The sequence below is a fragment of the Chitinophaga sp. H8 genome (assembly GCF_040567655.1).
Classification (GTDB): domain Bacteria; phylum Bacteroidota; class Bacteroidia; order Chitinophagales; family Chitinophagaceae; genus Chitinophaga; species Chitinophaga defluvii.
The window spans coordinates 1210491-1231836 of sequence record NZ_JBEXAC010000002.1 but is presented as its reverse complement, the minus strand read 5'-3'; the positions used below and the strand labels follow the sequence as shown (position 1 = coordinate 1231836).

Here is a 21346-nt window from a genome sequence, read left to right as displayed (position 1 = left end):
AATATTCTTCGGCCTGGGCATAACGCTTTGGGCGGGGTCCAATTAATGAAATTTTTTAGCCATTTCATGGGGTACTTTAATTAGTGCCTGGGCTAAAAATCCGAAAACAATCCGAAAACATTTGGCGAAAATCAATGGTTTTTAACGGATTCTCAAAAATACCTAAAATGACAAAACCCGCTACTAGCGCGTTTTTTTTAGTTCGTTAACGTTTTTGCTCCCCTGCTGGGGATAATAAAATAGTGGTAATCAACTATTTAAAACAAATCAGTAAATATTCCGCATTCCCCCCAGTAGCTGATCACTTCATTACGTAATATCAGTTACATTGATTTATTCTTCAAAATCACTATCTGCTGATACATCATGCCATTTCTCAAATTCTGCGTAGCGGTTTTTATAATACGTATCTACTGCTGGTATGGCGGGCTTACTAATCAGCAGACGTACAGGGGCATCTTCTGAATTTACTACCTTGATAAGACCTTTGGCCAATTTAGTCGGATCTCCGGTTTGCGTTCCGTTCATGGTGCAGAACACATTTTATTGCTGCACCCATGCCTTTATTGGCTCCTGTAATGAACCATACTTTTTTATTTAAATTCATAGCTTGTTGCTTTTAAATGTTCTTTAAAAAACGTTTCCAGCTTGGTAAAAGGGATTACATCTACTTTGTCATATAGATCCACGTGTACGGCATTTGGAATAATAACTAACTCTTTTGGTTCGGCGGCTGCTTTATAGGCATCTTCGCTGAAATAGCGCGAATGGGCTTTTTCTCCGGCAATCAAAAGCATTGGCCTCGGTGAAATCTCTTTGATATAGGTTAAAATCGGCATGTTCATAAACGATAAGGCATTAGTAGCGTTCCAGGCGCCTGTTGAGTTAAGGGAACGTTGATGAAACCCACGCGGTGTGCGGTAATAGTCGTAATATTCTTTAACAAATTGCGGCTCATCACCTTTCAGTTTTTCAGCATTTAATATTGTTCCCGCTGCAAATGTCCCTGTTTCGGCATCTTTCCAGCGCTGCTCACCTAATTGTTCTAATGTTTTGGTACGTTGTTCCCGGGTAACAGCATCATTATAGCCTTTAGACATTACTCTGGTCATATCGTACATGCTTGTGGTAGCAACGGCTTTTACACGCTTATCAATTGCGGTGGCGTTCAAGGCAAAACCCGCCCAGCCACATATGCCTATGATACCGATTTTGTTGCGGTCAATGTTCTTCTGAATGCCAAGAAAGTCAACGGCTGCACTGAAATCCTCTGTATTGATGTCAGGAGAGGCCACTGCACGAGGTTCACCCCCGCTTTCGCCCGTATAAGACGGGTCAAAGGCCAGTGCTGCAAAACCACGTTCTGCCATTTGGGTGGCGTACAATCCCGATGATTGTTCTTTTACAGCCCCGAAAGGTCCACTAATGGCAAGAGCCGCCAAAGGTTCGCTACCCTGATCTTTCGGAAGATATAGATCGCCTGTAAGGGTAATGCCATAACGGTTTTTAAAATATACTTTTTGACGGATCACTTTATCACTTAATGTAAATGTGTAATGTTCTGTGTTATCTGCAGTGTTTATTTGATCTGAATTTTGTTCGTCCGGATTCTGTTTTTGTGTGCAGGCTTGCCCTAAGAGCATAAGTGTTGCCATTACTATTATTGTTAATCTTTTCATGCCATTTATTTTACCAATTCAAATTTTGCGGTAATAGAGCCTTTAACTGCAAAAGCTTCTATTCCGCTTGTTATTTTTCCAATGGAGATCAGTCCGCTTGAGTAACCGAAATCTTTATAGAATAAGGCAATGTTCCCCCAGGGCGCATACAGGGTTATATCGCCAACAGAAGGATCAAAGCCTGCCGGTGCATCTTTGACAGAGACTTTACGGGAAGGATAAAAGATTTTCTCTGTGTTTGAATAGTCATCCATCTTAACCGTAACAGGTAACATGGCCGCAAAATCCCTGCTCGTAGGGTTATCGTATAAAATGGCGGTTGCCGTTTTATCGCCTATGGTTATCTTTAATTTCATGGTATCTTTTTTTGAAGTATCATCTTGCTGTATTGAAGCATCCAGACCTTTGTCTGCACTACAGGCATATACCTGGGTGCAGCCGACCAAGAGCAGGGTTGTAATTATTAACCTGTTCATATCATTCAATGCTTTTAATCATTTTGGCCGGAATGCCGCCTACTATAGTATTATCAGGTACGTCTTTAGTAACTACAGCACCGGAGGCCACCACGGCATTTTCGCCAATGGTTACTCCCGGAAGTATGGTAGCGTTAGCGCCGATCCACGCATTCTTTTTAATATGGATAGGCCCAACCATTAAAGATTGTCTCTCTTCGGGCGATACAGGATGCCCCTCTGATAACAAATTTACTTTTGGTGCTATCTGCACATTATCTTCAATGGTAATACCACCCAAATCCAAAAAAGTACAATCAAAATTGATAAATACGTTTCTGCCTATTTGGGTATGCTTTCCGTAGTTGATGTATAAAGGCGTAAATACGGCAACGCTTTCGTCAATTTCGCTATTTGTAATTTGGCTTAGTATTGTTCTGATTTCTGCGGGGTCTGCTGAATTGTTCATCTGAACAAGCAATTTTTTCGTGGCATAGGAAGCCTCTCTCAATTTGTAACCATGTGGGTCATTTGACGGTATAGTTTCCCCATTTCTTAGCCGTTCAAAAATATCTTTTTCATTTGCCATAATTAATTTATTGATTGCTAGTTTATTTGTAGACAGAGTATTGTAAACTCACTTCTGCAAATTTCGATAGAATTAGTGGTAGGTTATTTATACAGGATACTGTTCTTTTTACCAGTTTTACGGATTTTACTTTAGATGTATTGAAGACGGGTTAAGGTTTTCTAAATTTGTAGGGTAATAGTAGGATTATGGAACAATTTGAGCGAATAGATACTGTAAAGAATTATAATGATTACGCCGGTGTAGATACTTTGCATCCATTGGTAAGTGTTGTCAAATTCAGCGACCTTCCATTTGTCAGGAATTTTAGGCGATACATGAATATTTATGCCGTGTTTTTGAAAGATGCTAAATGCGGAGATATACTATATGGCGGCAAGCCTTATGACTATCAGGATGGAACACTTGTTTTTGTTGCTCCTGGGCAGGTTTATGGTATCGACAATCATAGTGTGAATGAAAACCCGTCTGGATATGGCTTGCTGTTTCACCCGGATTTAATTGCTGGTACTCATTTGGTAAAAACAATCAAAGAGTATTCGTTTTTTTCTTATGAAGTAAACGAGGCATTGCACCTGTCGAAAAAGGAACGAAAGACGATTGTAGAATGCCTCGAAAAAATTGCTTCGGAAATGGCGCAGAATATTGACAAGCATAGTAAAACGCTCATTGTATCAAACATAGAATTACTGTTGAACTATTGTATGCGTTTCTACGACCGCCAGTTTATTACCCGGAGCCATGCCAATAGAGATATTTTGGTACAGTTTGAAAATCTACTTAGCGATTATTTCAAATTGGGAAAGGCACCTCTACTGGGCTTACCCTCTGTAGCCTGGTGTGCAGAACAATTGCATCTTTCCCCCAATTATTTTGGCGACTTGATTAAAAAGGAAACAGGCACAACTGCGTTGGATTACATACAATCGAAGCTGGTTGACGAAGCAAAAACAAAGATGTTTGATACCACTAAAACTATCAATGATATTGCCACAGAATTGGGGTTTAAATACCAGCAGCATTTTACCCGTCTTTTCAAACAAAAAACAGGCAGAACGCCCAACGAGTACAGGAACTTGAATTAAAGAGTGGAGCAGGGTCGCTTTCAACGCCACTGTTGTGCCATATAGGTATAATATCCCTAAATCACAACCAGTAAAATGTTTTGCTTTTACAGTTGAATGTTTCGTTTATAGCCTATCCATTTTTTTAATTTTGGAGTGTAAATCATAAATTGGGGAAATGGCTAATTCATATAACATACCGGCGTTTTTGAAGTACATTAACGTAAATGGCAAAAATGACGACGGGGTTCAGGTAATCCATTACGATGAACACAAAAGTATGTTGCTGAAATCGCCACCTGTACAGCTTGAATTTTACCTGATCGCAATTAAGAAAAATATTGATGTACACCCGCCTATTGAAGAAATGTCAAGCTCCTACCTTTTCCTGGACAAGCCTGGGAATATTATGGAGTGGGATTTGTCAGCCCCTTTTATCGGCTATGGCATCTTCGTTAATGCTAAGCTATTGGATAAGTTCGCAAAGGATTATACGTTCACAGGCTACACCCGCCATGAAGCCCTTTTCCTGACTGACAGGGAAAGCAAACTCTTGTACGATCTTTTTATCAAGGCTTATGAGGAACACCAGCAAGATGACTTTTCGCAGGATGTACTCATCTCTTATGCAACCTTAATCCTTTCCTATACACAGATTTTCTATGAACGTCAGTTTGAAGCCCGAAGCAAAATCTACAATAAGGCTGTGGCTGATTTCTATAAGCAATTAGACCAATACTTTGAAAGTGAAAGAAAAGAGGAATTTCCCACGGTCAATTACTTTGCATCCAAAGCCAACCTTTCCGTAAATTATTTTGGGGATGTCATCAAGCACTTTACAGGGCAATCGCCGATAGAGCACATCCATCAGTACATCATACAGATAGCCAAGAAAAAGCTGCGTGAGACCAAACTTACCGTCAATGAGATTGCGTACAGCCTGGGCTTTGAATATCCTACCTATTTTACACGTTTCTTCCGTCAGAAAACAGGTATTTCACCCAAAGTTTTCAGAAATCAGTAAAACGTTTCGCTTTTAAAGTGTTTTGTTTTCAAACCCAATCTAAAGGTCCGTTTACCTTTGTTCTATCAAAATAATTGAATGTTTAACAGCAATTAAAAAGAGAAGAACAAGCAACAGTCAGTAATATTCAAGAACGGAGCAATCGATATGGCTGGAATCTATTCTTTCCTGACGATTTAAAGTGGAGGGAGCCAACCACTTCGACCTCTATTATATTCCACTGTATATAGATCAAAGTATTGACAAGATCACCCAATTCTTCAGAGACAATCTTAAAAAAGTAGATAAACATTAATTTAAAAAATTAGAAAAATGAAAACGCCAGTAAAATTCAAAGCGCTTTATTGGGACATCGCAGCAGATTTGCTTTTCCCACCAAATTTTGATGAAAACAAAAAGTATCCGGCTATCATCAGTACGCACCCCATCGGGAGCTGTAAAGAGCAGACTTCTGGAAATGTTTACGGACAAGCATTTGCCGATGCCGGATTTGTGGTATTGGTTCCTGATGCTTCTTTCCAGGGCGAAAGTGGCGGTGAACCACGATTTTTGGAAGATCCTTCGTTCCGTGTGGAAGATTACAGCTATGCTTGTGATTACCTGGTAACACTTCCTTTCGTTGACGAAAACCGGATCGGTGCACTAGGGATGTGTGGTGCAGGTGGATATGTTATCAACGCAACGATGAAAGAACGCCGTATCAAAGCCGTTGCAACACTTACCGGTGCAAACTACGGCCGTGTAATGCGTGAGTTTGGCGACCCGATTGCAAATCTTGAAGCTATCGCAGCACAAAGAACTGCCGAGGCAAGAGGTGCAGCGTTAAGAGTTGACCAGGGCCTTTACCCAACCTATGAAATGGCAAAAGAAGCCAATACAGATATTGACCTATTAGAAGCAACAGAATATTACCGTACTTCCCGTGGTGAAAAACCCAATGGTGTAAACAAAACCTTGTTCTCGCACAATGCGGCAGCAATGACTTGGGATGCTTACAACTTAGCAGAGAAATTATTAACGCAGCCATTGTTGGTTATTGTAGGTAGGAAACCGGGAGCCTTTGGAGCGTACAGAGACGGTTACGAAATCATCCGCCGTGCAGCTTCTACAAAGAAAGAACTGGTAGTGGTAGATGGATGGTCGCATTATGACCTGTACGATAAACCGGAACCTGTGAAAATAGCATTGGATAAATTAATCCCATTCTATCAGGAAAACCTGTAAGCGTAAAGTTTAAGGATAAGCCCTGTGGTCTTATCTCTAAAGTAAGATTATTGGGCTTTCCATATTGTATCAATAAAGAATATACTAAATGAGCACGAAAGTTTTAGTCCTGGGAGCTGGTGGTGCGATCGCACAGCACGTGATAGGCTTCCTTCAGGAAAATAAAGACATTGATTTAACACTGTTTGCAAGAGATACACAGCAATTGGCATTTCTCGGTTCTATGTCTAAGATCATCAGCGGTGATGTACTGAACCGTGAGGAACTGACCAATGCTATCAATGGCCAGGACATTGTGTACGCCAATCTTGCAGGAGATGTAGATAAAATGGCGAAAGTCATTTCGGAAACAATGACACAGCAAGGTGTAAAACGTTTGTTATTTGTCACCTGTCTTGGGGTGTATGATGAGGTTGCGGGTAAATTCGGGGAATGGAACAACCGAATGATAGGTTCTGAATTGGAACGTTACGGCAAAGCGACACGCATCATAGAAAAATCAGGTCTGGATTATACGGTGGTACGACCATCGTGGTTAACGGACAAGGATGAAACAGACTACGAGACCACACAGAAAGGCGAACCGTTCATTGGTACGGAAGTAGCCAGAAAAGCAGTGGGTGCCTACATTGCCGATGTTATTCTGCATCCTGAAAAAGACGTAAAAGCAAGTGTGGGTGTCAACAAACCGGGTGTTTACGGGGACAAGCCTGCTTTTTATTAGTAGAAACAGTAAGGAAAAGCCGAAAACAGCTTTATTGATAAATACGCACCTGAATTATCCAACCAGGCCTGACGGAAAGCTGTATGCATCTTTTCAAAGCGTGGCAAAAGACTAGTGGAAATTCCTGGTCATAAAGTTTCTGCATACCATAATCCTTGAGTTTCAAAAGGGTAAGAATTGATCAAAAACAGGCATAAAATCCGTAAACAATCCGAAAATTTTCCGAAAATAAATGGCGAAAATCAGCGGTTTTTAACGGATTTTCAAAAATGCCTAAAATGACAAAACCCGCGACTAGCGCGGGTTTTGTAGTTCGTTAGTGTTCGTTAAGAACGCTTTAGCTCCCCCTGCTGGACTTGAACCAGCGACCCTCTGATTAACAGTCTTTTTTTGCATCTTTCTTAATATTTACCCTTACTTAACAATATCTAACAGAACTCTTTACTGCAAAGGGTTTCATGAAAAAACAAATTCTCTTACATACATTTACAATCACGATTTTGAGTACATTTGTATGCAAATTGTATGCAAATCCCAAAGACGAAAACATGAAAGCATTAACTGCAATAATCCACGATACCCGTCGAGAAAAAAAGGATTTAAAATACCCTGTAAAAATCCGTATTACATATCAGCGCAAACAGGTATACTACCCGACGAGGTTTGATTTATCTATTGAAGAATTTAATAAACTATTTACAGCTAAGCCCCGGGAAGAATATAAAAAGATACTCCTGGAACTAACCGGACTACAGACTAAAGCCCAAGAAATCATAGACGACCTAAAAGGCGGCTTTAACTGGAAAGGTTTTGATGCCAAGTTTTTAAAAAAGAAGTCTGATTGGAATAGTGTACTTTCTATCTATACCGATTATAGCAAAGCATTGAGGGCAGAGGAACGAATTGGTACAGCCCTTAGCTATGAATGTAGTATGAATAGTGTAAAGAAATTTACAGAGAACATGAGAAAAGTGAGTTTTGATGACATAACCCCTGAATTTCTTAATAAGTATGAAAACTGGATGTTAGGTAATGGTCGATCAATTACTACTGTAGGTATTTACTTACGAGCATTACGGACAGTATTTAACATTGCCATAAGTGATAAGATTATTTCCAGAGATTTTTATCCTTTTGGCAAAGGAAAATATGAAATCCCAACTGGCAAAAATGTTAAAAAAGCACTTAAACTGTCAGAAGTAGGAGAAATATATCATTATGACCCTAATCCAGCCATTGCCGGTGAGGAACAATCAAAAGCGTTTTGGTTATTATCCTATTTGAGTAATGGTATTAATCCAAAAGATATAGCACTTTTAAAGTTTAAAGACATTCAAGGTGATTTCATTATTTATGAACGGGCTAAAACCAAACGAAGCCGCCGAGGAAACCCTACAATTATTACCATACCGTTTACAGATGATATAAAAAGCATCATCGAAAGATGGGGAAACAAAGACACCCTTCCGGACAATTACATTTTCCCTATACTGGAAAGGGGAATTACCCCCGAACGGCAACATGCCTTAATACACCAATTTGTAAAGGTTACTAACAAAGGTATGAGGGGAATTGCTAAGAACCTGAAACTTAATAAAGACGTAACTACATACACAGCTAGGCATTCTTATGCTACAGTCTTAAAGCGATCGGGAGCTAGTACAGAATTTATATCTGAAACACTCGGCCATGCTGATGCTAAAACGACAAAAAACTACCTGGATAGTTTTGAAGATGAAAAGAAATTAGAAATGGCTAAAGTTTTAACTGCGTTTAAAAATAGTTAACCTAAAGTAGTTTACATACCACCTCAACTATCTACCGCTAATTTTTCAATTACATGTTTCATCAATATTTTTAACTAAATAATTTAGCATTTTATAATAATAAAAAATAACTTATATTAAATAATAAATCAATTACTTATATCAATACCGTATGCTCTGCATTTTTTTTACTCACATAATGTGTAAAATGCTAATTTTTTTTGCATACCGGAACAAGCAAAACTTAATACATTCGTGATGTTTATTATTTTTTATTGTTTGTTAGATATTAACCAAAAAAAATGGAGATTGGGCTAAGTACAGATTATAAACGGTTTGTTACCTGTGATGCGATATATGAATATTACGAACTACTTACCACCGGCGATTTAAAAGGGTTATTTGATGTAGAGAAAATCTTCCTCAAATACCAGGAGCTATACACTATTATACTTTCTCACAGAGAAAATCCAATAATTGCTTTAGAGGCAGTAAAAGTACGACTTACTGAATTTGATGAGGATGAATGCTTTTTGATTTATCGCATATTGGCAGCAAAACTCAATAGCGATTTACAAGGTATTTTCATTTTTGCCAATGATAAACTTAAACTGTGTTTAAGCCTAGTTAATAAAGAGGTTGAAGTTTATTGCCCCTGCCCTACAGAGGAAGCCGAAGAAGGCCCTGCTTTTGATTGGCGAGCAACTAAAGTACATTTAAATTCTCTTTCTGATGACCATGAAAGGCTTGCCCACTTAATTGATATTATAGCCTTATATCAGCAGGAAGTCATAGCGAATGATTTACCATCATCCGGGTTTGATATTAAGTGTAAATCAGAAATGGAAAGGATTAAGCAACAACAGGAACTAAAGAAAATGCAAAATGCATATGGTGGTAACTTATTATTATCATCTACCAAAGGAGTACGGATTGATTTTATACGGATCATCAATGCAATGTATGAAATGCGCTTTTTCCAGGATACCAACGGACAAATACCAAGTAAAGAAACCGTAATGACCTCCATAGGAGGGACACTTGGTGTTAACCTGGCTAAGTATGATGTGGATTTAAGCCAAGCCCTTAATAATGGTAGCGCTGAAAGTAATGTAGCTATATTTGAAGCAATGAGCAAGACAACTACCAAAGCGGTAACCAATCGAATCTGCAAATAACCCAGAGTTTCTTGGGTCCTTCTTTTACTAATCCCTTTGCGGTTATCAGGAACTGTGAAAAGGGGCTAATCATAGCCATTTTTTAAGTACGCATTCTGGTACGCACCCTTAATAGCCGTAATATTATCCCAATTAAGTACACTGGTGATATAATTACTTACCTGTTTCTGGAATTGAATTGTTAAAAAAGTTTCTCACCAAACAGGCATTTTTGCCCTTAATTGACGTATTATAAAAGGAAAGGCAACATGATTTTTCAGACTTTCATAATGGGTGGTTTACAAACGCTTATCCATATTCCAATATTAACCTGATATCAGGTATATAACTAGTCAGGATTAATCATTACAATTTTGCCAATAACAAAATGATTATAAGATGATTATTCTACAACTAGACAGCGAACAACTACAAGCAATTATGCAAAATGCTATCCGTACTGTTATTACAGAACAAGTAAAACCGTCTGATAGCACCTGCAAAGAAAATAAGGACCTGCTAAACATTAGTGAGGCTGCTAATTACTTAAATCTTGCAAAAGCAAGCATTTATAACCTGGTGTGTCAATCAAAAATACCCTGCATGAAAAAGGGTAAAAAACTTTATTTCTCCCGCCAGGAATTAACAGACTGGTTAAAACAGGGTAAAAAGAAAACTATTGCAGAAATGCAGGAAGAAGCGGATAACTTCTTAACCAGCAAAAAGAAGCGTTAAAGCTCGGCAATAACCCGGCAATCAATGTCATTAGTCATATAGGCGGCATTGCGCAAAATCTATTGTTTTTTCGGCAATAATTGGGCAATTAATGCCTAAAAAAGCACAAGCTATGCAGGAACAAAACAGGAATGAACAGTGTAAAGATAGCAGGCAACATGAATACACCAGCGCTATAAACAATAATACTATAGCCAATGAGATCCTAACACTTTGTGATAGAATAAAAGAGAAAATCACTCCTACCATTGATTTTAATACGGACAATCTTATACATATCCTGGAGCAATGTAAAATTGATGTTGCTACCAATATTCCTCCTCCTCCGGTTTGCCTGGAAATCATACAGGATAAAGAAGAACCGGTAGCCCTGGGAACGTTAGGTAACTTCTCTGCTGTGATTGGGAAGGCCAAAAGCCGTAAAACGTTTTTAATTACCACTGCATTAGCAGCAGCAGTAAAGAACGCATTAGTATTGGATTGTATTAATAGCAAACTGGAATCTGGTACAACCGTATTATATTTTGATACGGAACAAAGTAAATACCATGTTCAAAAGGTAGTTAAAAGGGTCTGCGAGTTATCCGGCATTCAGGAGCCTTTAAACTTTCATGCTTATGGATTAAGGCCCTACCGACCGGCTGAACGCCTGCAACTTATTGAATACGCCATTTACAATACCGAAGGGGTGGGCCTTGTGGTAATTGATGGAATACGTGACCTGGTAACCTCTATTAATGATGAAGAACAGGCAACCAACATAACATCGTTACTGCTCAAATGGACTGAACAATTCAACATCCATATCATTGTCGTTATTCATCAAAACAAGGGTAATACAGACGCTCGGGGGCATTTAGGCACAGAGGTAATAAACAAGGCGGAAAGCGTCTTATCTGTCACTAAAGACACTTCAAACCCTGATATTTCAATAGTTGAAGCAGAGTACTGCCGGGATAAGGGTTTTAAACCCTTTGCTTTCGGGATAGACAAAACCGGGTTACCCTACCTGGTGGAAGATTGGCAGGTATCAGGATCTACAAACAGAAAGCCTGGTATTATTCCCCTGGACATACCGGAGGAAACACACAATAAGGTGCTAAAGGAAATATTTGCATTTAATCCATCCCCCCAGTATGGAGAGTTACAAACGCAATTGATCATATACTTTCAAAAGTATGGTGTAAAGTGTGGGCAAACTAAAGCAAAGGAGTTTATACAATATTATCAAAATAAAAAGCTGGTTGAAAAAGTAAAAGGTAACGGCTTCCCTAAGTACCAATTATTGCTTAAAGTGGGTTAAACCAAGTCGGTTAAAAAAGTGGGTTGGTTAGTGCCTATATATATAGGCACGTAACCCACTTAACCCAGTTAAAATAACCCGGTTAACCCACTTAACCGACTATCTAAATGTAAGTACAATTTACCTGGACAAACTGGGTTACAGTAACCCGGTTAACCCAGTTAACCCACTTTGATATGAATAATCACAGATTCATTTTGCAATCATACTCCGGCCCAGCTTCCCGTTATCGATGTCCGGCCTGTAATAAACAAAGAGAGTTTACCCGCTACATTGATACTGAAACAGGGGAGCTATTACCGGAATATGTAGGGAGATGCAACCGGGAAAGCAATTGCGGGTTTCATTATACCCCCAAACAGTACTTTGATGATAACAAAGAGGTATTACAGCAATTCCAGCAACCGATATCTAAAGTACGACCCGTTAAACAGCATAGGACTATTGACTATTTGCCTGATATGCTATTAAGCCAAACGTTAACCGCTTATGACAGTAATAACTTCCTGCTGTTTTTACGTAGCCTGTTTTGTAATGAGTTATCAAATAAACTGGTAGCACTTTATAAGGTAGGCACCTCCCGACATTGGCCCGGTGCAAATGTGTTCTGGCAAATTGACATTGTAGGCAAACTGAGGCAAGCTAAAGTAATGTGTTATGATGCTGGTACAGGAAGGAGAAACAAGGAAAAGGGAGCATTCTTTGCCGGTAAAAAACTACTGAGCAATTATGATGCAAACCTACAGCAATGCTTTTTTGGTGAGCATCTTTTACCAGGCAATGATTACCCTGTGGCAATTGTGGAGAGCGAAAAAACCGCCATCATCGCTAAAGCATATTTCTCCGGGGTTACCTGGTTAGCTACCGGTGGTATAAATGGCTGTAAATGGACTGATCCAAATGTATATAAGGTTTTGAAAGGTAGAACTGTGATATTATTCCCTGATCTGGGATGTTTTGATAAATGGCAATTTAAGGCAAGGGAAGTAGCGAAGAGTACGGGTTGTAAAGTAGTTGTATCTGATCTGCTGGAAAAAAATGCAACAGATGCACAACATACTAACGGATGGGATTTAGCAGATTACCTGTTATTAAACCGGGATAGTACAGGAGTAGCTTTAACAGTGGAAGGTTACCCCACATTTTGGGATAATCCATTAAAATAACCCTTAAATAAAGGCTTTTTAAGGGTTATTGCTGATCCGCCAAGCGGAACCGAGCCTTAAATAACGGTTATTTAAGGTTAAATGCCGGGTGCAATAAGGCAAGTTAAGTAATACAGGCTTTTCCCACTTTTTATATGACATAATATGACACTAAATAGGGGGATATCTTGTACCAGGTGCTAACAAATGCTAACATCTAACGTTCGTATGATGAAGATAAATAGCACATTCCCTAATAATTTCGGTTTGAAAATAATAACATGGCACGAATAGGTAATTACCCAACGACATTTGAAGAAAGAAAGAATATTTCTATTACTGATCTTCGTAAATGGAAGTACCTGGAGCCTAACACTTGGAAAACTGGTACTTTAACCTGGAGCCGTAATGGTAACCCCAATGGTTGTATAGGTATAATAGTCGTGATTAATGATAAGGAAGCGTATTTGACTCTATCATACACGGTTAACAAAGAGAAAGCTATTAATTACCAGGTTCCTCTTATAAAGGCAGCCAGCAATCTAGGTAAGGGCTATGTATGGTATTTCCATTGTCCATTTACAAATAAACTTTGCCGTAAGCTGTACCAATATAATGATTACTTTCTCCACAGATCAGCGATAAATGGTTACTACGAAAAACAAATACAGTCTAAAAAGTACCGGGATTTAGAAAAGGTATATGGCCCAGCTTTCCGCGTTGATAAATTATATGAGGAATTGTACAGCAGGCACTTTAGAATGTTTTATAAGGGTAAACCAACAAAGCGGTATCTAAAGATTATGGTACAGTTAAAAGCAGCGGAAGGGGTGAGCGAAAAGGATTTCATTAATGCAATGTGCAAAAGGAAATAGAATAGTACTTTTACTTACTTTAATTAAGCCCTGAAGGAATAGAAATACATTTATTACGGGTAGAAATCAGACCATTTCCGAGTTTTAATTGTACCCTAGGGAATAGAAAGTTATCCGGTGAGGAGATTAATGTACTGAATTACAGGCTTTAATTGCACCCAATGGGAACTAAATCTATCACAACATGAGTATTAACCAGTTAAATCGGAAACTGTTACCCCAAGTGCTGCCGCTAAAGATTTCAATATAACCAACCCAGGTTCTGATTTTCCATTTTCCAATTTTGAAATATAATTAGGGTAACTGTCTACTTTCACAGCTAAATCCATCTGCGTGATTTTTTTAGCTTCCCGTAGCTTTAACAACCTTTTGCCAAAATCGGATAATATTTGTTCTTTAGATTTCATTATTAAGAACAAACGTATAAATAATATACACAATAGCATAGTCACGATAGAACATCTACTATAACACATACACTATAGTGTATTTTAATTAATAATTGCTTATATTTACATCATGAATTACTAAAAAATCATAAAGCTCGATTGATTCAAATATTGTAGTTTGCGTGCTTCTTAAATAGAATAGTCGCAAATACGCAAAAGCCTTGGTCCGTTCAAATACCGCAAATATTCAAGACCACAGGGCAACTGCGAAGCTCAACGTTATGGCGTATGGGCTCGCGTTGTTTGGTCTAAGGGTTCTTTGCGGTTCCCGAACGGCGGCAACGATGAGTACCGCGCCTTTTTTTACTTTAAAGTCAGGTACTCGGCTTTTGTAAAAGACTTAAATCTCTTAAATCCTTTACTGCATGAGTACTAATCCCCTTACTGAAGCAAACATCCTCAAAGATTCTCACGAACAGTTTGCCGAACTACCAATTTTATTTCGCGATGCCGTTTGTGAAGAATGTAATTGGAGTATTCCAACATTTTATAGAAAGATGCGGGCTGTTGATAAGCCAAGCGTTACCAGGAAAAACAAGGTTATCAGTGCCATCAGTAATGCAGACAAAGAAAAAATCTCACAATTAAACGACAAACTGCTAAAAGAACTTTGGAACTATTTTGGCCGTTATAGAAAAGGTGGGGATAATAAAGGAATTGATACTAAAAAAGAATAGCCTAACCTTTTGAGTTTATTTGTATGCAAATTGTATGCAAATAAAAAAAGGGTTTCAGTGCTAATCCGCTGAAACCCTTTACTATCTTGCTCCCCCTGCTGGGGAGTTAAATATTGTTGATTATCAAATACTTATGTTTGATTCGTAAATTATCCGAAAACTTTAACGCGTTGATACTAAATGAATTAGTAACGTGCATTAACGAACCAAATATCCAACTTTTCGTCGAATGTCCAAAATTTCATTACATCTTCTAGCACGCAATTAGGAAAATGCACTGTGTCCGTAATATCATGATTGTCGATCAGGGATTAGTTCATTTTCCTAGGTTCAAGTCCAAACACTCCCCAGGTTGTTACTTTAAAGCATCGTTTTCAATAATTAGAGAGATTATCTATTATAATAAACATTTTTGTTTATTAATTTTTGTTTAAATGAATTTTCTTACCTTTACTATATGAACATTCAAGAAATCCAAGCTTTAAAAGGGATCCATCCAGGCATCTTTCTGGAAAGGGAGCTTCAAAAGAGAAAGCTCGCTAAGGGACCTTTTGCGATTTCAATTGGAGAATATCCTCAAACCCTTGGTGCTATTACTAAAGGGAAACGGGATATGAACACTCCACTTGCCTTAAAGATCGAGCATGAACTGGGTATGGAAGAAGGTTTTTTTATGATTCTCCAGACTTATTTTGATATAAAGGAAATAAAGCGAAAAGAATCCCTTAAGCTCCATCCCGGTTTAAAGAAATTCCGGAAAGCAATTTTTTTTGGACACCCGGTTTGAAAGTATTGACTGGATAAAGCAAGAAAAGACCATCATTAAGAGGGTTTTCGAACGGGGTAATGAGCTGGAAAAAAAAGAAATCATTCGATTTTATGGCAAGCAAGTCGTTGACCAGGTATTAGCGGATTCGTCAATTAATTAATCATGCTCTATTGGAATACTGTTGCTGGAAGATGTGCTCAAGGATTTGATGCAACACGAGGAGTTTAAAAACTTTCGGCTAGTAGGCGGCACAGCACTCAGCCTGCATCTAGGTCACCGAATGTCTATTGATATTGATTTGTTTACGGATCAAGAGTATAAAATAGTTGACTTTGCGGTACTGGAAAACTATTTGTCAAAACTTCAATAGATCTACTCGTGGACTAATCAGTATGGGATGTTTATATCTCTTTGGGATGCGTTTTAATTCTCGAACAGTGACAATGGAGACTACTTCCTCCAAATTCATATTACGAATACTGTTATATTGACAAAAAATAAATATATTTATTATGGTTGTGAATGCTAAGTAAGCTTCAAATAAGCTTTTTATTATATTGCTTTCTATTAAAAATGTTTTTATAAATTATTTGATATCCTAATAATCTAATTTAAAATGTCCTCAAGAAAGCCTCCATCTAAGTCAGTTTTAACCAAAGCGACTGTAACAATCTCCAAAGAAGAGTACAAGCTTTCAGAAGAAGAAAAAGATTTTTTGAGCAAAGAACTCAATAAAATTAGAGAAGAGGCTCTTGATAGTCCTTATATAGAAGAAACATTAAGATCGCTATCTGCTGGTGCTTTCAGAGGAGCGATTGGTTCATATTGGAATGCAGTTGTTGACGACCTAAGGAAGAAAATCGAACATCGCAGTCTGGATTTGTTTAATAAAGAGATGAGTTTCAAGAAGACAATAAAGACGTATGAAGATTTTCAGGATCATGTTACTGATCATGATCTCATTGAAGGTGCTTATAAAATAGGAGTTATCGGTTGGGAGGCAAAAAAGCTCTTACACCAAGCAAGAGAAACCAGAAATATATTTGATGGCCACCCTAAGAGCTCAAAGCCGAATATATTTAAAGTACTGAATATGATTTCTGATTGTAATAAATATGTTCTTTCGGAAGAGTATATGCCAGAAATTATTGATATTAATACATATATGCTGACAATGGATACCTCTTCTTTTTCGAAGAATGAAGCAGCTATTGAACAAGCATTTAGCGACTTGCCGGACGTTTACAAGACAGAGTTGATTAATAAATTTTATAGTACCTATATTCATGACAGTACATCGCTAGAGTTACGATCTAATGTTGAGTTTTGCGCTCCAATATTATGGTCATATCTTTCTAAGGAGCAAAAGAGCCAATTAGGTAAGAGATTGGATAAAGAGATTATTTCTGGTGATAAAATTAAAATTGATAAAGGAACCGAATTTCTAATTCTCGTAAGGGGATTGAGATATGTTTCAACAGCGACAAGAAAATCAATTTATACTCCTGCTATAGACAATCTTGAAGGTGCTATTGAAAATTGGGCTGCCGAAACAAACGCAGTTCGTTATTTAAGACGATTAGGAACAACTATACCTGCTGATCTTATAGGAAGATATGTTGCTGGTTTAACTCTTATATATGTCGGAACAAGAGGGTATAGCATGAGATTTAATAGGACTGACTTTTATTCAGATACGGCTGTAGTTATTGTAAAAGAAATGTTTGAAAAATTTGATGTAACAGCCGCTGAAGAATTCATAAAGTTCATAAAGAAAAATCAAAAGCTAAAGGACAGAATTAAATATCCGGAAAAACTTACCAGGCTAAGGGATTTGGGAAACGTTTTGCTAGAGAATGTGGCATTATCAGAAGATCAAGAGGATTTTTTGAATTTATTGGTTGATAAATCAAAATTTTCAGAATTTGCTAGGTATATTAAATGAAGTAAAAGATCCAATATTTAACTTTGTTGATTCTGATTTATTATTATTTACATTAAGCAATTAGGTCAGCACCACCGTTAACAATGAACGCTTACCACTGCCAAATTCAGATTTTACAAGGCGTTGCTAAGATAAATGTATCCCCACCGGGATCACAGACAACTTACAAATCTCGCGCTAGTCACGGGATTTTATTTTTTAGTTGAGCATTTAGTCGAGGTCCTTTGTATAGTCCCGATTTCTTTCCTATAATTTATACAGGTTAATCAGCTTTTACTAAAGGTACAAAATATACAATTTTATTTTGTTAATTTGCTATCCTCTCGATTATGTGAGGACTTTACTATTTCGGACATACATGGTAACAATGAGCTATTTCGCGAAGGAAATCAGCGCTAGTTTATAGTAAGACTGTTTTTTTACATTCCGTAAACTTGTTACCCAGGAATTATCGGACTACTAAATCTTATCCCACTATGCAAATTCACTACATGTGGATTAATAATTTTCCGCCACTCACAAAAACCGGCATCACATTTTCTTCCCGTCTTATCGTTGATTTGAAAGCTTTAGAAGATCAGTCCACAATCCGTTATCAGTTAACAATAAAAGATAACCCAGATTTTATTGAAAATTTTTTTAACGATAAGGGATTAAACGAGAAAAACGAAGAAGATATTCAGTACGGGAAAATCACCAATGTAACGACTATTATAGGTAAGAACGGTGCAGGAAAAACGAGTATATTAAAGTATATGAAAAAATCGCTTCCACAAGGTTTGGAGGCGCGGGTCCAATTTGATTTGTTTATCTATTCCCGTGTTGAGTCTGGGATCGAACAATACTATATCGTACGACCAGAGCATTTAGAAATTGATTTCGACATTCAAACTTCATTGCAATTTAATCGTGTAACATACGGTAATGATGTTGGAAATACGATGAGGCTTACAAAACATCTTGGAGGCGCTGAGTATATCTACTATTCCTATTTGCTGGACTTTAATGAAGATCTGGAACCATGGAAAGGCCTGACAAATATTTCCAGTGCTTGTTTAATGATGGAGGAAAGAAGACGGATCACCGAAGAATATTGAGACCCCAAAAGACAAGAAAGTCTTTTAGCACAATGCAATGATCTGGATAGCTTCTATATTTCCGAGGTGGCACGGGCTATAGAATTGACTACCTCTGATTTCGACTTTGCAGACCTTCCATTTTCTAAACCTGAATTCTTGACCATTGAAATAGATCATAGCGACCAGATCTATTTTGAGGACAATTCAATAGAAAAAAACATTGATATCGCCCCCCTAATTAAGGCTTTATACACTGATGTGTCAAACAAAAAGAATAGGTCGAGTATCGATATTTTATTGGATAATCTGCTATTGGGGATATTTGTAAATTACCAAATTCAGGTGTACAAGTATACTTTTGGCAGCCAATATATTCATGATCGCCCCTTGACGGAAGGCCAATCCGCCCGCCACTATATTCTGGATTTCTTTTCAAGCATGAAGAATATTCAATTTGAGTATGAGGGCCATTCGGTTGAATTACCCAGACAAGAACAATTGGCCAATTTGGTTCCGCAGCTATTTCAATTCGTTGAAAAGCTTTTTCAGGATAAGATATTCGTTCCGGTTAGTGCAACTACCATGAACCTGGTAGTTAATGATGAGACCGAGAGTGTTTTTAAGCAATTCAGCCGATATTATCTTCAGATCAAAGGTATCAGCGCGTTTTTGAAATTCAAGTGGCGTTCGCTGAGTGGTGGTGAGCAATCTTATCTTTCGTTAATGTCCCGATTTTATCACGTGAAGCATCATCGTCATGGTGATTTGCCCAATAACCTGATCATTATGATCGATGAAGGTGATATTGGCTATCATCCGGAATGGCAAAGACGATTTTTAAATACCACGATTGGTTTTTTAAAAAGGCTTTTCGTTGGACATACGGTTCAAGTTATCTTCACCGCCAACTCGCCGTTCATTTCCTCTGATTTGCCTAAATCTAACGTGATATTCATTGAGAAGGTCAATAAGGAACTTTCGATCTTTCATGGAAAGGATAATAATCGTCAAAGTACATTCGCAGCGAATGTACACACACTTTTTGCCGATTCGTTTTATCTGAATGGTGTACTAATGGACGATTTTGCGAAAGAGCGCATAAACGACATTATAAAATTCATCAACGACAAGCGTAAAAAAAAGCCCAACTCAGGATATAAAAAGACGATAGACATGATTGGTGAGCCTGCATTACGTATAAAGCTACAAGACATGTGGTCTGAAAAGTTTGGGCTGGCTGAAGAACGCGAGCAGTTATTGAAACGATTGGAAGAGATAGACCGTCAAACAAATATTAATTCAGATGATCAGAAACCCTCATAGCATCGCGGATCTCGACGCGATGGCTCTCATCTTTTACAGGGAAATTGAACAAGATTTGCAGTTGAATGCCAGGATTGCGGCCAATACCGTGCCTCAATTGACGCCCTTAATGATTCATTTTGCAGGAAACATTCAGCGAATAATTACAGCTCAACCTGACGAGCTAGAAAGGGAACATTTGACTATTGATGCTATCTTTCAGCAAGCAATAACCAATCATTTGGCCACGAATCCTATTTTAAGGAATAGCAACGGTAATGTGATTAGGCATAGGCAACAAAAGATCAATTATTTGCGAAAAATTTGGAAGTTGGAGATCAATCGGATATTCGACTATGACACAACGGATAACAGCTTCGTTAAAATCAGTAATGGTAAATTGGCTTATCGGCATGCAACGCGATTGCAGATTAATACCTGTCCATATTGCAATGCGAACTTTACTTACACTATCCGGACCAAAAGAATGAGCAGCCGACCGCAGTTTGATCACTTTCTCAAAAAAAGCAGCTATCCTTACTTCGCACTGTCATTTTATAATCTAGTACCTTCTTGTTCACTCTGCAACTCGGGCGCGTTAAAGGGACAAAAAACATTCTCGCGGGCCAAATATCTGCATCCGTTTGTCGATGATATCGAGGGTCTGTTTCAATTTCGTACGAAAGTAGATGCAGTCGATTTTCTAGTGAATAGTGAGGACTTTGAATTGAAGTGTCGTCCTTGTAGAGGAACGACGAACGACCAGCGAAAACGTGCCTCAGAAAGCATCGACCTTTTTTGCATTGACGACCGCTATAAATTTCATAAAGACATCGCCGGCGACGTGATCAAGAAGGCATACGTCTATAATAAAACGGCGATTGAGAATATTTTTAAAGCCTTTAATTTTGGTGGCCATTCTATTTTTACATCTACGAGTGAGATCAAAGAACTAGTTATGGGTAATTATTTACATGCAGACCATTTCCATAAACGCATTTTATCAAAAATGACAGCGGACATAGCTGAGGAGTTTGGTTTGATGATCTAAGGATCAGATAATCAGTGAGTCACTATAATATCCTTCTAACTGGCTGTATATTGTTTGCTTAATATTCCTGATTTCTTTCCCGTACTTTGTACAGGTTAATCACCTTTGCCAAATATACTATATAGATAGAGTATAACTGCTGTTCACATCTGATATTTAAACTGAATGACTAAGGCATATTTGCAAGTCTTTAAAAACTAGATGTTATGATAAAACGGTACAATAGTTTTGATGAGGTTGCGGTGGAAATTAGAGATAATACCCCGCCCATTTTGTATAACTTTGGGACATGGGGAAATGGCAAACACCAAAGGATTATTAAAGAAAAGGAGGT

23 protein-coding genes are annotated in these 21346 nt (G+C 38.0%); 18 read left to right on the top strand and 5 right to left on the bottom strand.

Annotated elements, in window-relative coordinates; genetic code table 11:
* Positions 1–333: 333 nt before the first annotated feature.
* The 4 genes from ABR189_RS18945 to ABR189_RS18930 all read right to left on the bottom strand — a co-directional run bounded on the left by ABR189_RS18945 (position 334) and on the right by ABR189_RS18930 (position 2723).
* On the bottom strand, positions 334–528 hold the full coding sequence (locus ABR189_RS18945) for a Rossmann-fold NAD(P)-binding domain-containing protein (RefSeq protein ID WP_354662036.1): 195 nt from the start codon (positions 526–528) through the stop codon (positions 334–336).
* Positions 529–593: 65 nt separating this feature from the next.
* Positions 594–1679 carry an alpha/beta hydrolase gene (locus ABR189_RS18940; protein ID WP_354662035.1) on the bottom strand — a complete coding sequence of 362 codons (1086 nt, stop codon included), beginning with the start codon at positions 1677–1679 and terminating at the stop codon, positions 594–596.
* A 5-nt stretch (positions 1680–1684) separates the two neighbouring features.
* Positions 1685–2155: a cyclophilin-like fold protein gene (locus ABR189_RS18935; RefSeq protein ID WP_354662034.1), complete on the bottom strand. Its 471-nt coding sequence runs from the start codon at positions 2153–2155 to the stop codon at positions 1685–1687.
* A 1-nt stretch (position 2156) separates the two neighbouring features.
* The gene (locus ABR189_RS18930; protein ID WP_354662033.1) at positions 2157–2723 is read right to left on the bottom strand and encodes a sugar O-acetyltransferase; all 567 of its coding nucleotides are present in this window, start codon (positions 2721–2723) and stop codon (positions 2157–2159) included.
* Positions 2724–2911: 188 nt separating this feature from the next.
* On the opposite strand from ABR189_RS18930, the gene ABR189_RS18925 reads away from it, so the two are divergent.
* From ABR189_RS18925 to ABR189_RS18880, 10 genes are all read left to right on the top strand, one after another.
* Positions 2912–3808: a helix-turn-helix domain-containing protein gene (locus ABR189_RS18925; protein WP_354662032.1), complete on the top strand. Its 897-nt coding sequence runs from the start codon at positions 2912–2914 to the stop codon at positions 3806–3808.
* Between the two features lie 187 nt (positions 3809–3995).
* Complete coding sequence (locus tag ABR189_RS18920) at positions 3996–4811, top strand: helix-turn-helix domain-containing protein (RefSeq protein ID WP_354662031.1); 816 nt, start codon at positions 3996–3998, stop codon at positions 4809–4811.
* A gap of 312 nt (positions 4812–5123) precedes the next feature.
* Positions 5124–6035 carry an alpha/beta hydrolase gene (locus ABR189_RS18915; RefSeq protein ID WP_354662030.1) on the top strand — a complete coding sequence of 304 codons (912 nt, stop codon included), beginning with the start codon at positions 5124–5126 and terminating at the stop codon, positions 6033–6035.
* A gap of 88 nt (positions 6036–6123) precedes the next feature.
* Complete coding sequence (locus tag ABR189_RS18910) at positions 6124–6759, top strand: NAD(P)H-binding protein (protein ID WP_354662029.1); 636 nt, start codon at positions 6124–6126, stop codon at positions 6757–6759.
* Between the two features lie 548 nt (positions 6760–7307).
* Positions 7308–8546 (top strand): tyrosine-type recombinase/integrase, encoded by a 1239-nt coding sequence (locus tag ABR189_RS18905; protein WP_354662028.1) that lies wholly within the window; start codon positions 7308–7310, stop codon positions 8544–8546.
* 281 nt (positions 8547–8827) lie between these two features.
* Positions 8828–9703 (top strand): hypothetical protein, encoded by an 876-nt coding sequence (locus tag ABR189_RS18900; RefSeq protein ID WP_354662027.1) that lies wholly within the window; start codon positions 8828–8830, stop codon positions 9701–9703.
* A gap of 378 nt (positions 9704–10081) precedes the next feature.
* A complete protein-coding gene (locus tag ABR189_RS18895) occupies positions 10082–10417 on the top strand; it encodes a helix-turn-helix domain-containing protein (protein ID WP_354662026.1) in 336 nt (111 codons plus the stop codon).
* A 112-nt stretch (positions 10418–10529) separates the two neighbouring features.
* Entirely contained in the window at positions 10530–11720 is a 1191-nt protein-coding gene (locus tag ABR189_RS18890; protein WP_354662025.1) for an AAA family ATPase, read from the top strand.
* A gap of 176 nt (positions 11721–11896) precedes the next feature.
* Positions 11897–12886, top strand: coding sequence for a DUF6371 domain-containing protein (locus ABR189_RS18885; RefSeq protein ID WP_354662024.1), 990 nt, complete (start codon positions 11897–11899; stop codon positions 12884–12886).
* Between the two features lie 260 nt (positions 12887–13146).
* Entirely contained in the window at positions 13147–13740 is a 594-nt protein-coding gene (locus ABR189_RS18880) for a hypothetical protein (protein WP_354662023.1), read from the top strand.
* Positions 13741–13931: 191 nt separating this feature from the next.
* On the opposite strand, the gene ABR189_RS18875 is transcribed toward ABR189_RS18880, so the two are convergent.
* The gene (locus ABR189_RS18875; RefSeq protein ID WP_354662022.1) at positions 13932–14147 is read right to left on the bottom strand and encodes a helix-turn-helix domain-containing protein; all 216 of its coding nucleotides are present in this window, start codon (positions 14145–14147) and stop codon (positions 13932–13934) included.
* 407 nt (positions 14148–14554) lie between these two features.
* Between ABR189_RS18875 and ABR189_RS18870 the strand changes: the two genes are divergently transcribed.
* From ABR189_RS18870 to ABR189_RS18840, 8 genes are all read left to right on the top strand, one after another.
* Entirely contained in the window at positions 14555–14866 is a 312-nt protein-coding gene (locus ABR189_RS18870; protein ID WP_354662021.1) for a hypothetical protein, read from the top strand.
* 457 nt (positions 14867–15323) lie between these two features.
* Positions 15324–15653 carry a helix-turn-helix transcriptional regulator gene (locus ABR189_RS18865; protein ID WP_354662020.1) on the top strand — a complete coding sequence of 110 codons (330 nt, stop codon included), beginning with the start codon at positions 15324–15326 and terminating at the stop codon, positions 15651–15653.
* A complete protein-coding gene (locus ABR189_RS30065; protein WP_435575331.1) occupies positions 15637–15795 on the top strand; it encodes a DUF6922 domain-containing protein in 159 nt (52 codons plus the stop codon). The genes ABR189_RS18865 and ABR189_RS30065 overlap by 17 nt, the downstream gene beginning before the upstream one ends.
* A gap of 33 nt (positions 15796–15828) precedes the next feature.
* Complete coding sequence (locus ABR189_RS18860) at positions 15829–16005, top strand: nucleotidyl transferase AbiEii/AbiGii toxin family protein (RefSeq protein WP_354663605.1); 177 nt, start codon at positions 15829–15831, stop codon at positions 16003–16005.
* A gap of 246 nt (positions 16006–16251) precedes the next feature.
* Positions 16252–17580, top strand: coding sequence for a hypothetical protein (locus tag ABR189_RS18855; protein WP_354662019.1), 1329 nt, complete (start codon positions 16252–16254; stop codon positions 17578–17580).
* A 476-nt stretch (positions 17581–18056) separates the two neighbouring features.
* Entirely contained in the window at positions 18057–18677 is a 621-nt protein-coding gene (locus ABR189_RS18850) for a hypothetical protein (protein ID WP_354662018.1), read from the top strand.
* A gap of 138 nt (positions 18678–18815) precedes the next feature.
* The gene (locus tag ABR189_RS18845; protein ID WP_354662017.1) at positions 18816–19982 is read left to right on the top strand and encodes a hypothetical protein; all 1167 of its coding nucleotides are present in this window, start codon (positions 18816–18818) and stop codon (positions 19980–19982) included.
* Positions 19963–21012: an HNH endonuclease family protein gene (locus ABR189_RS18840; protein ID WP_354662016.1), complete on the top strand. Its 1050-nt coding sequence runs from the start codon at positions 19963–19965 to the stop codon at positions 21010–21012. The genes ABR189_RS18845 and ABR189_RS18840 overlap by 20 nt, the downstream gene beginning before the upstream one ends.
* Positions 21013–21346 lie beyond the last annotated feature (334 nt).

Coding starts and splice junctions, on each gene's coding strand:
- ABR189_RS18930 (WP_354662033.1), bottom strand. CDS start 2,723: ATGGCAAATGAAAAAGATATTTTTGAACGGCTAAGAAATGGGGAAACT.
- ABR189_RS18895 (WP_354662026.1), top strand. CDS start 10,082: ATGATTATTCTACAACTAGACAGCGAACAACTACAAGCAATTATGCAA.
- ABR189_RS18910 (WP_354662029.1), top strand. CDS start 6,124: ATGAGCACGAAAGTTTTAGTCCTGGGAGCTGGTGGTGCGATCGCACAG.
- ABR189_RS18915 (WP_354662030.1), top strand. CDS start 5,124: ATGAAAACGCCAGTAAAATTCAAAGCGCTTTATTGGGACATCGCAGCA.
- ABR189_RS18855 (WP_354662019.1), top strand. CDS start 16,252: ATGTCCTCAAGAAAGCCTCCATCTAAGTCAGTTTTAACCAAAGCGACT.
- ABR189_RS18940 (WP_354662035.1), bottom strand. CDS start 1,679: ATGAAAAGATTAACAATAATAGTAATGGCAACACTTATGCTCTTAGGG.
- ABR189_RS18945 (WP_354662036.1), bottom strand. CDS start 528: ATGAACGGAACGCAAACCGGAGATCCGACTAAATTGGCCAAAGGTCTT.
- ABR189_RS18870 (WP_354662021.1), top strand. CDS start 14,555: ATGAGTACTAATCCCCTTACTGAAGCAAACATCCTCAAAGATTCTCAC.
- ABR189_RS18880 (WP_354662023.1), top strand. CDS start 13,147: ATGGCACGAATAGGTAATTACCCAACGACATTTGAAGAAAGAAAGAAT.
- ABR189_RS18890 (WP_354662025.1), top strand. CDS start 10,530: ATGCAGGAACAAAACAGGAATGAACAGTGTAAAGATAGCAGGCAACAT.
- ABR189_RS18840 (WP_354662016.1), top strand. CDS start 19,963: ATGATCAGAAACCCTCATAGCATCGCGGATCTCGACGCGATGGCTCTC.
- ABR189_RS18905 (WP_354662028.1), top strand. CDS start 7,308: ATGAAAGCATTAACTGCAATAATCCACGATACCCGTCGAGAAAAAAAG.
- ABR189_RS18900 (WP_354662027.1), top strand. CDS start 8,828: ATGGAGATTGGGCTAAGTACAGATTATAAACGGTTTGTTACCTGTGAT.
- ABR189_RS18850 (WP_354662018.1), top strand. CDS start 18,057: ATGCAAATTCACTACATGTGGATTAATAATTTTCCGCCACTCACAAAA.
- ABR189_RS18865 (WP_354662020.1), top strand. CDS start 15,324: ATGAACATTCAAGAAATCCAAGCTTTAAAAGGGATCCATCCAGGCATC.
- ABR189_RS18875 (WP_354662022.1), bottom strand. CDS start 14,147: ATGAAATCTAAAGAACAAATATTATCCGATTTTGGCAAAAGGTTGTTA.
- ABR189_RS18925 (WP_354662032.1), top strand. CDS start 2,912: ATGGAACAATTTGAGCGAATAGATACTGTAAAGAATTATAATGATTAC.
- ABR189_RS18935 (WP_354662034.1), bottom strand. CDS start 2,155: ATGAACAGGTTAATAATTACAACCCTGCTCTTGGTCGGCTGCACCCAG.
- ABR189_RS18885 (WP_354662024.1), top strand. CDS start 11,897: ATGAATAATCACAGATTCATTTTGCAATCATACTCCGGCCCAGCTTCC.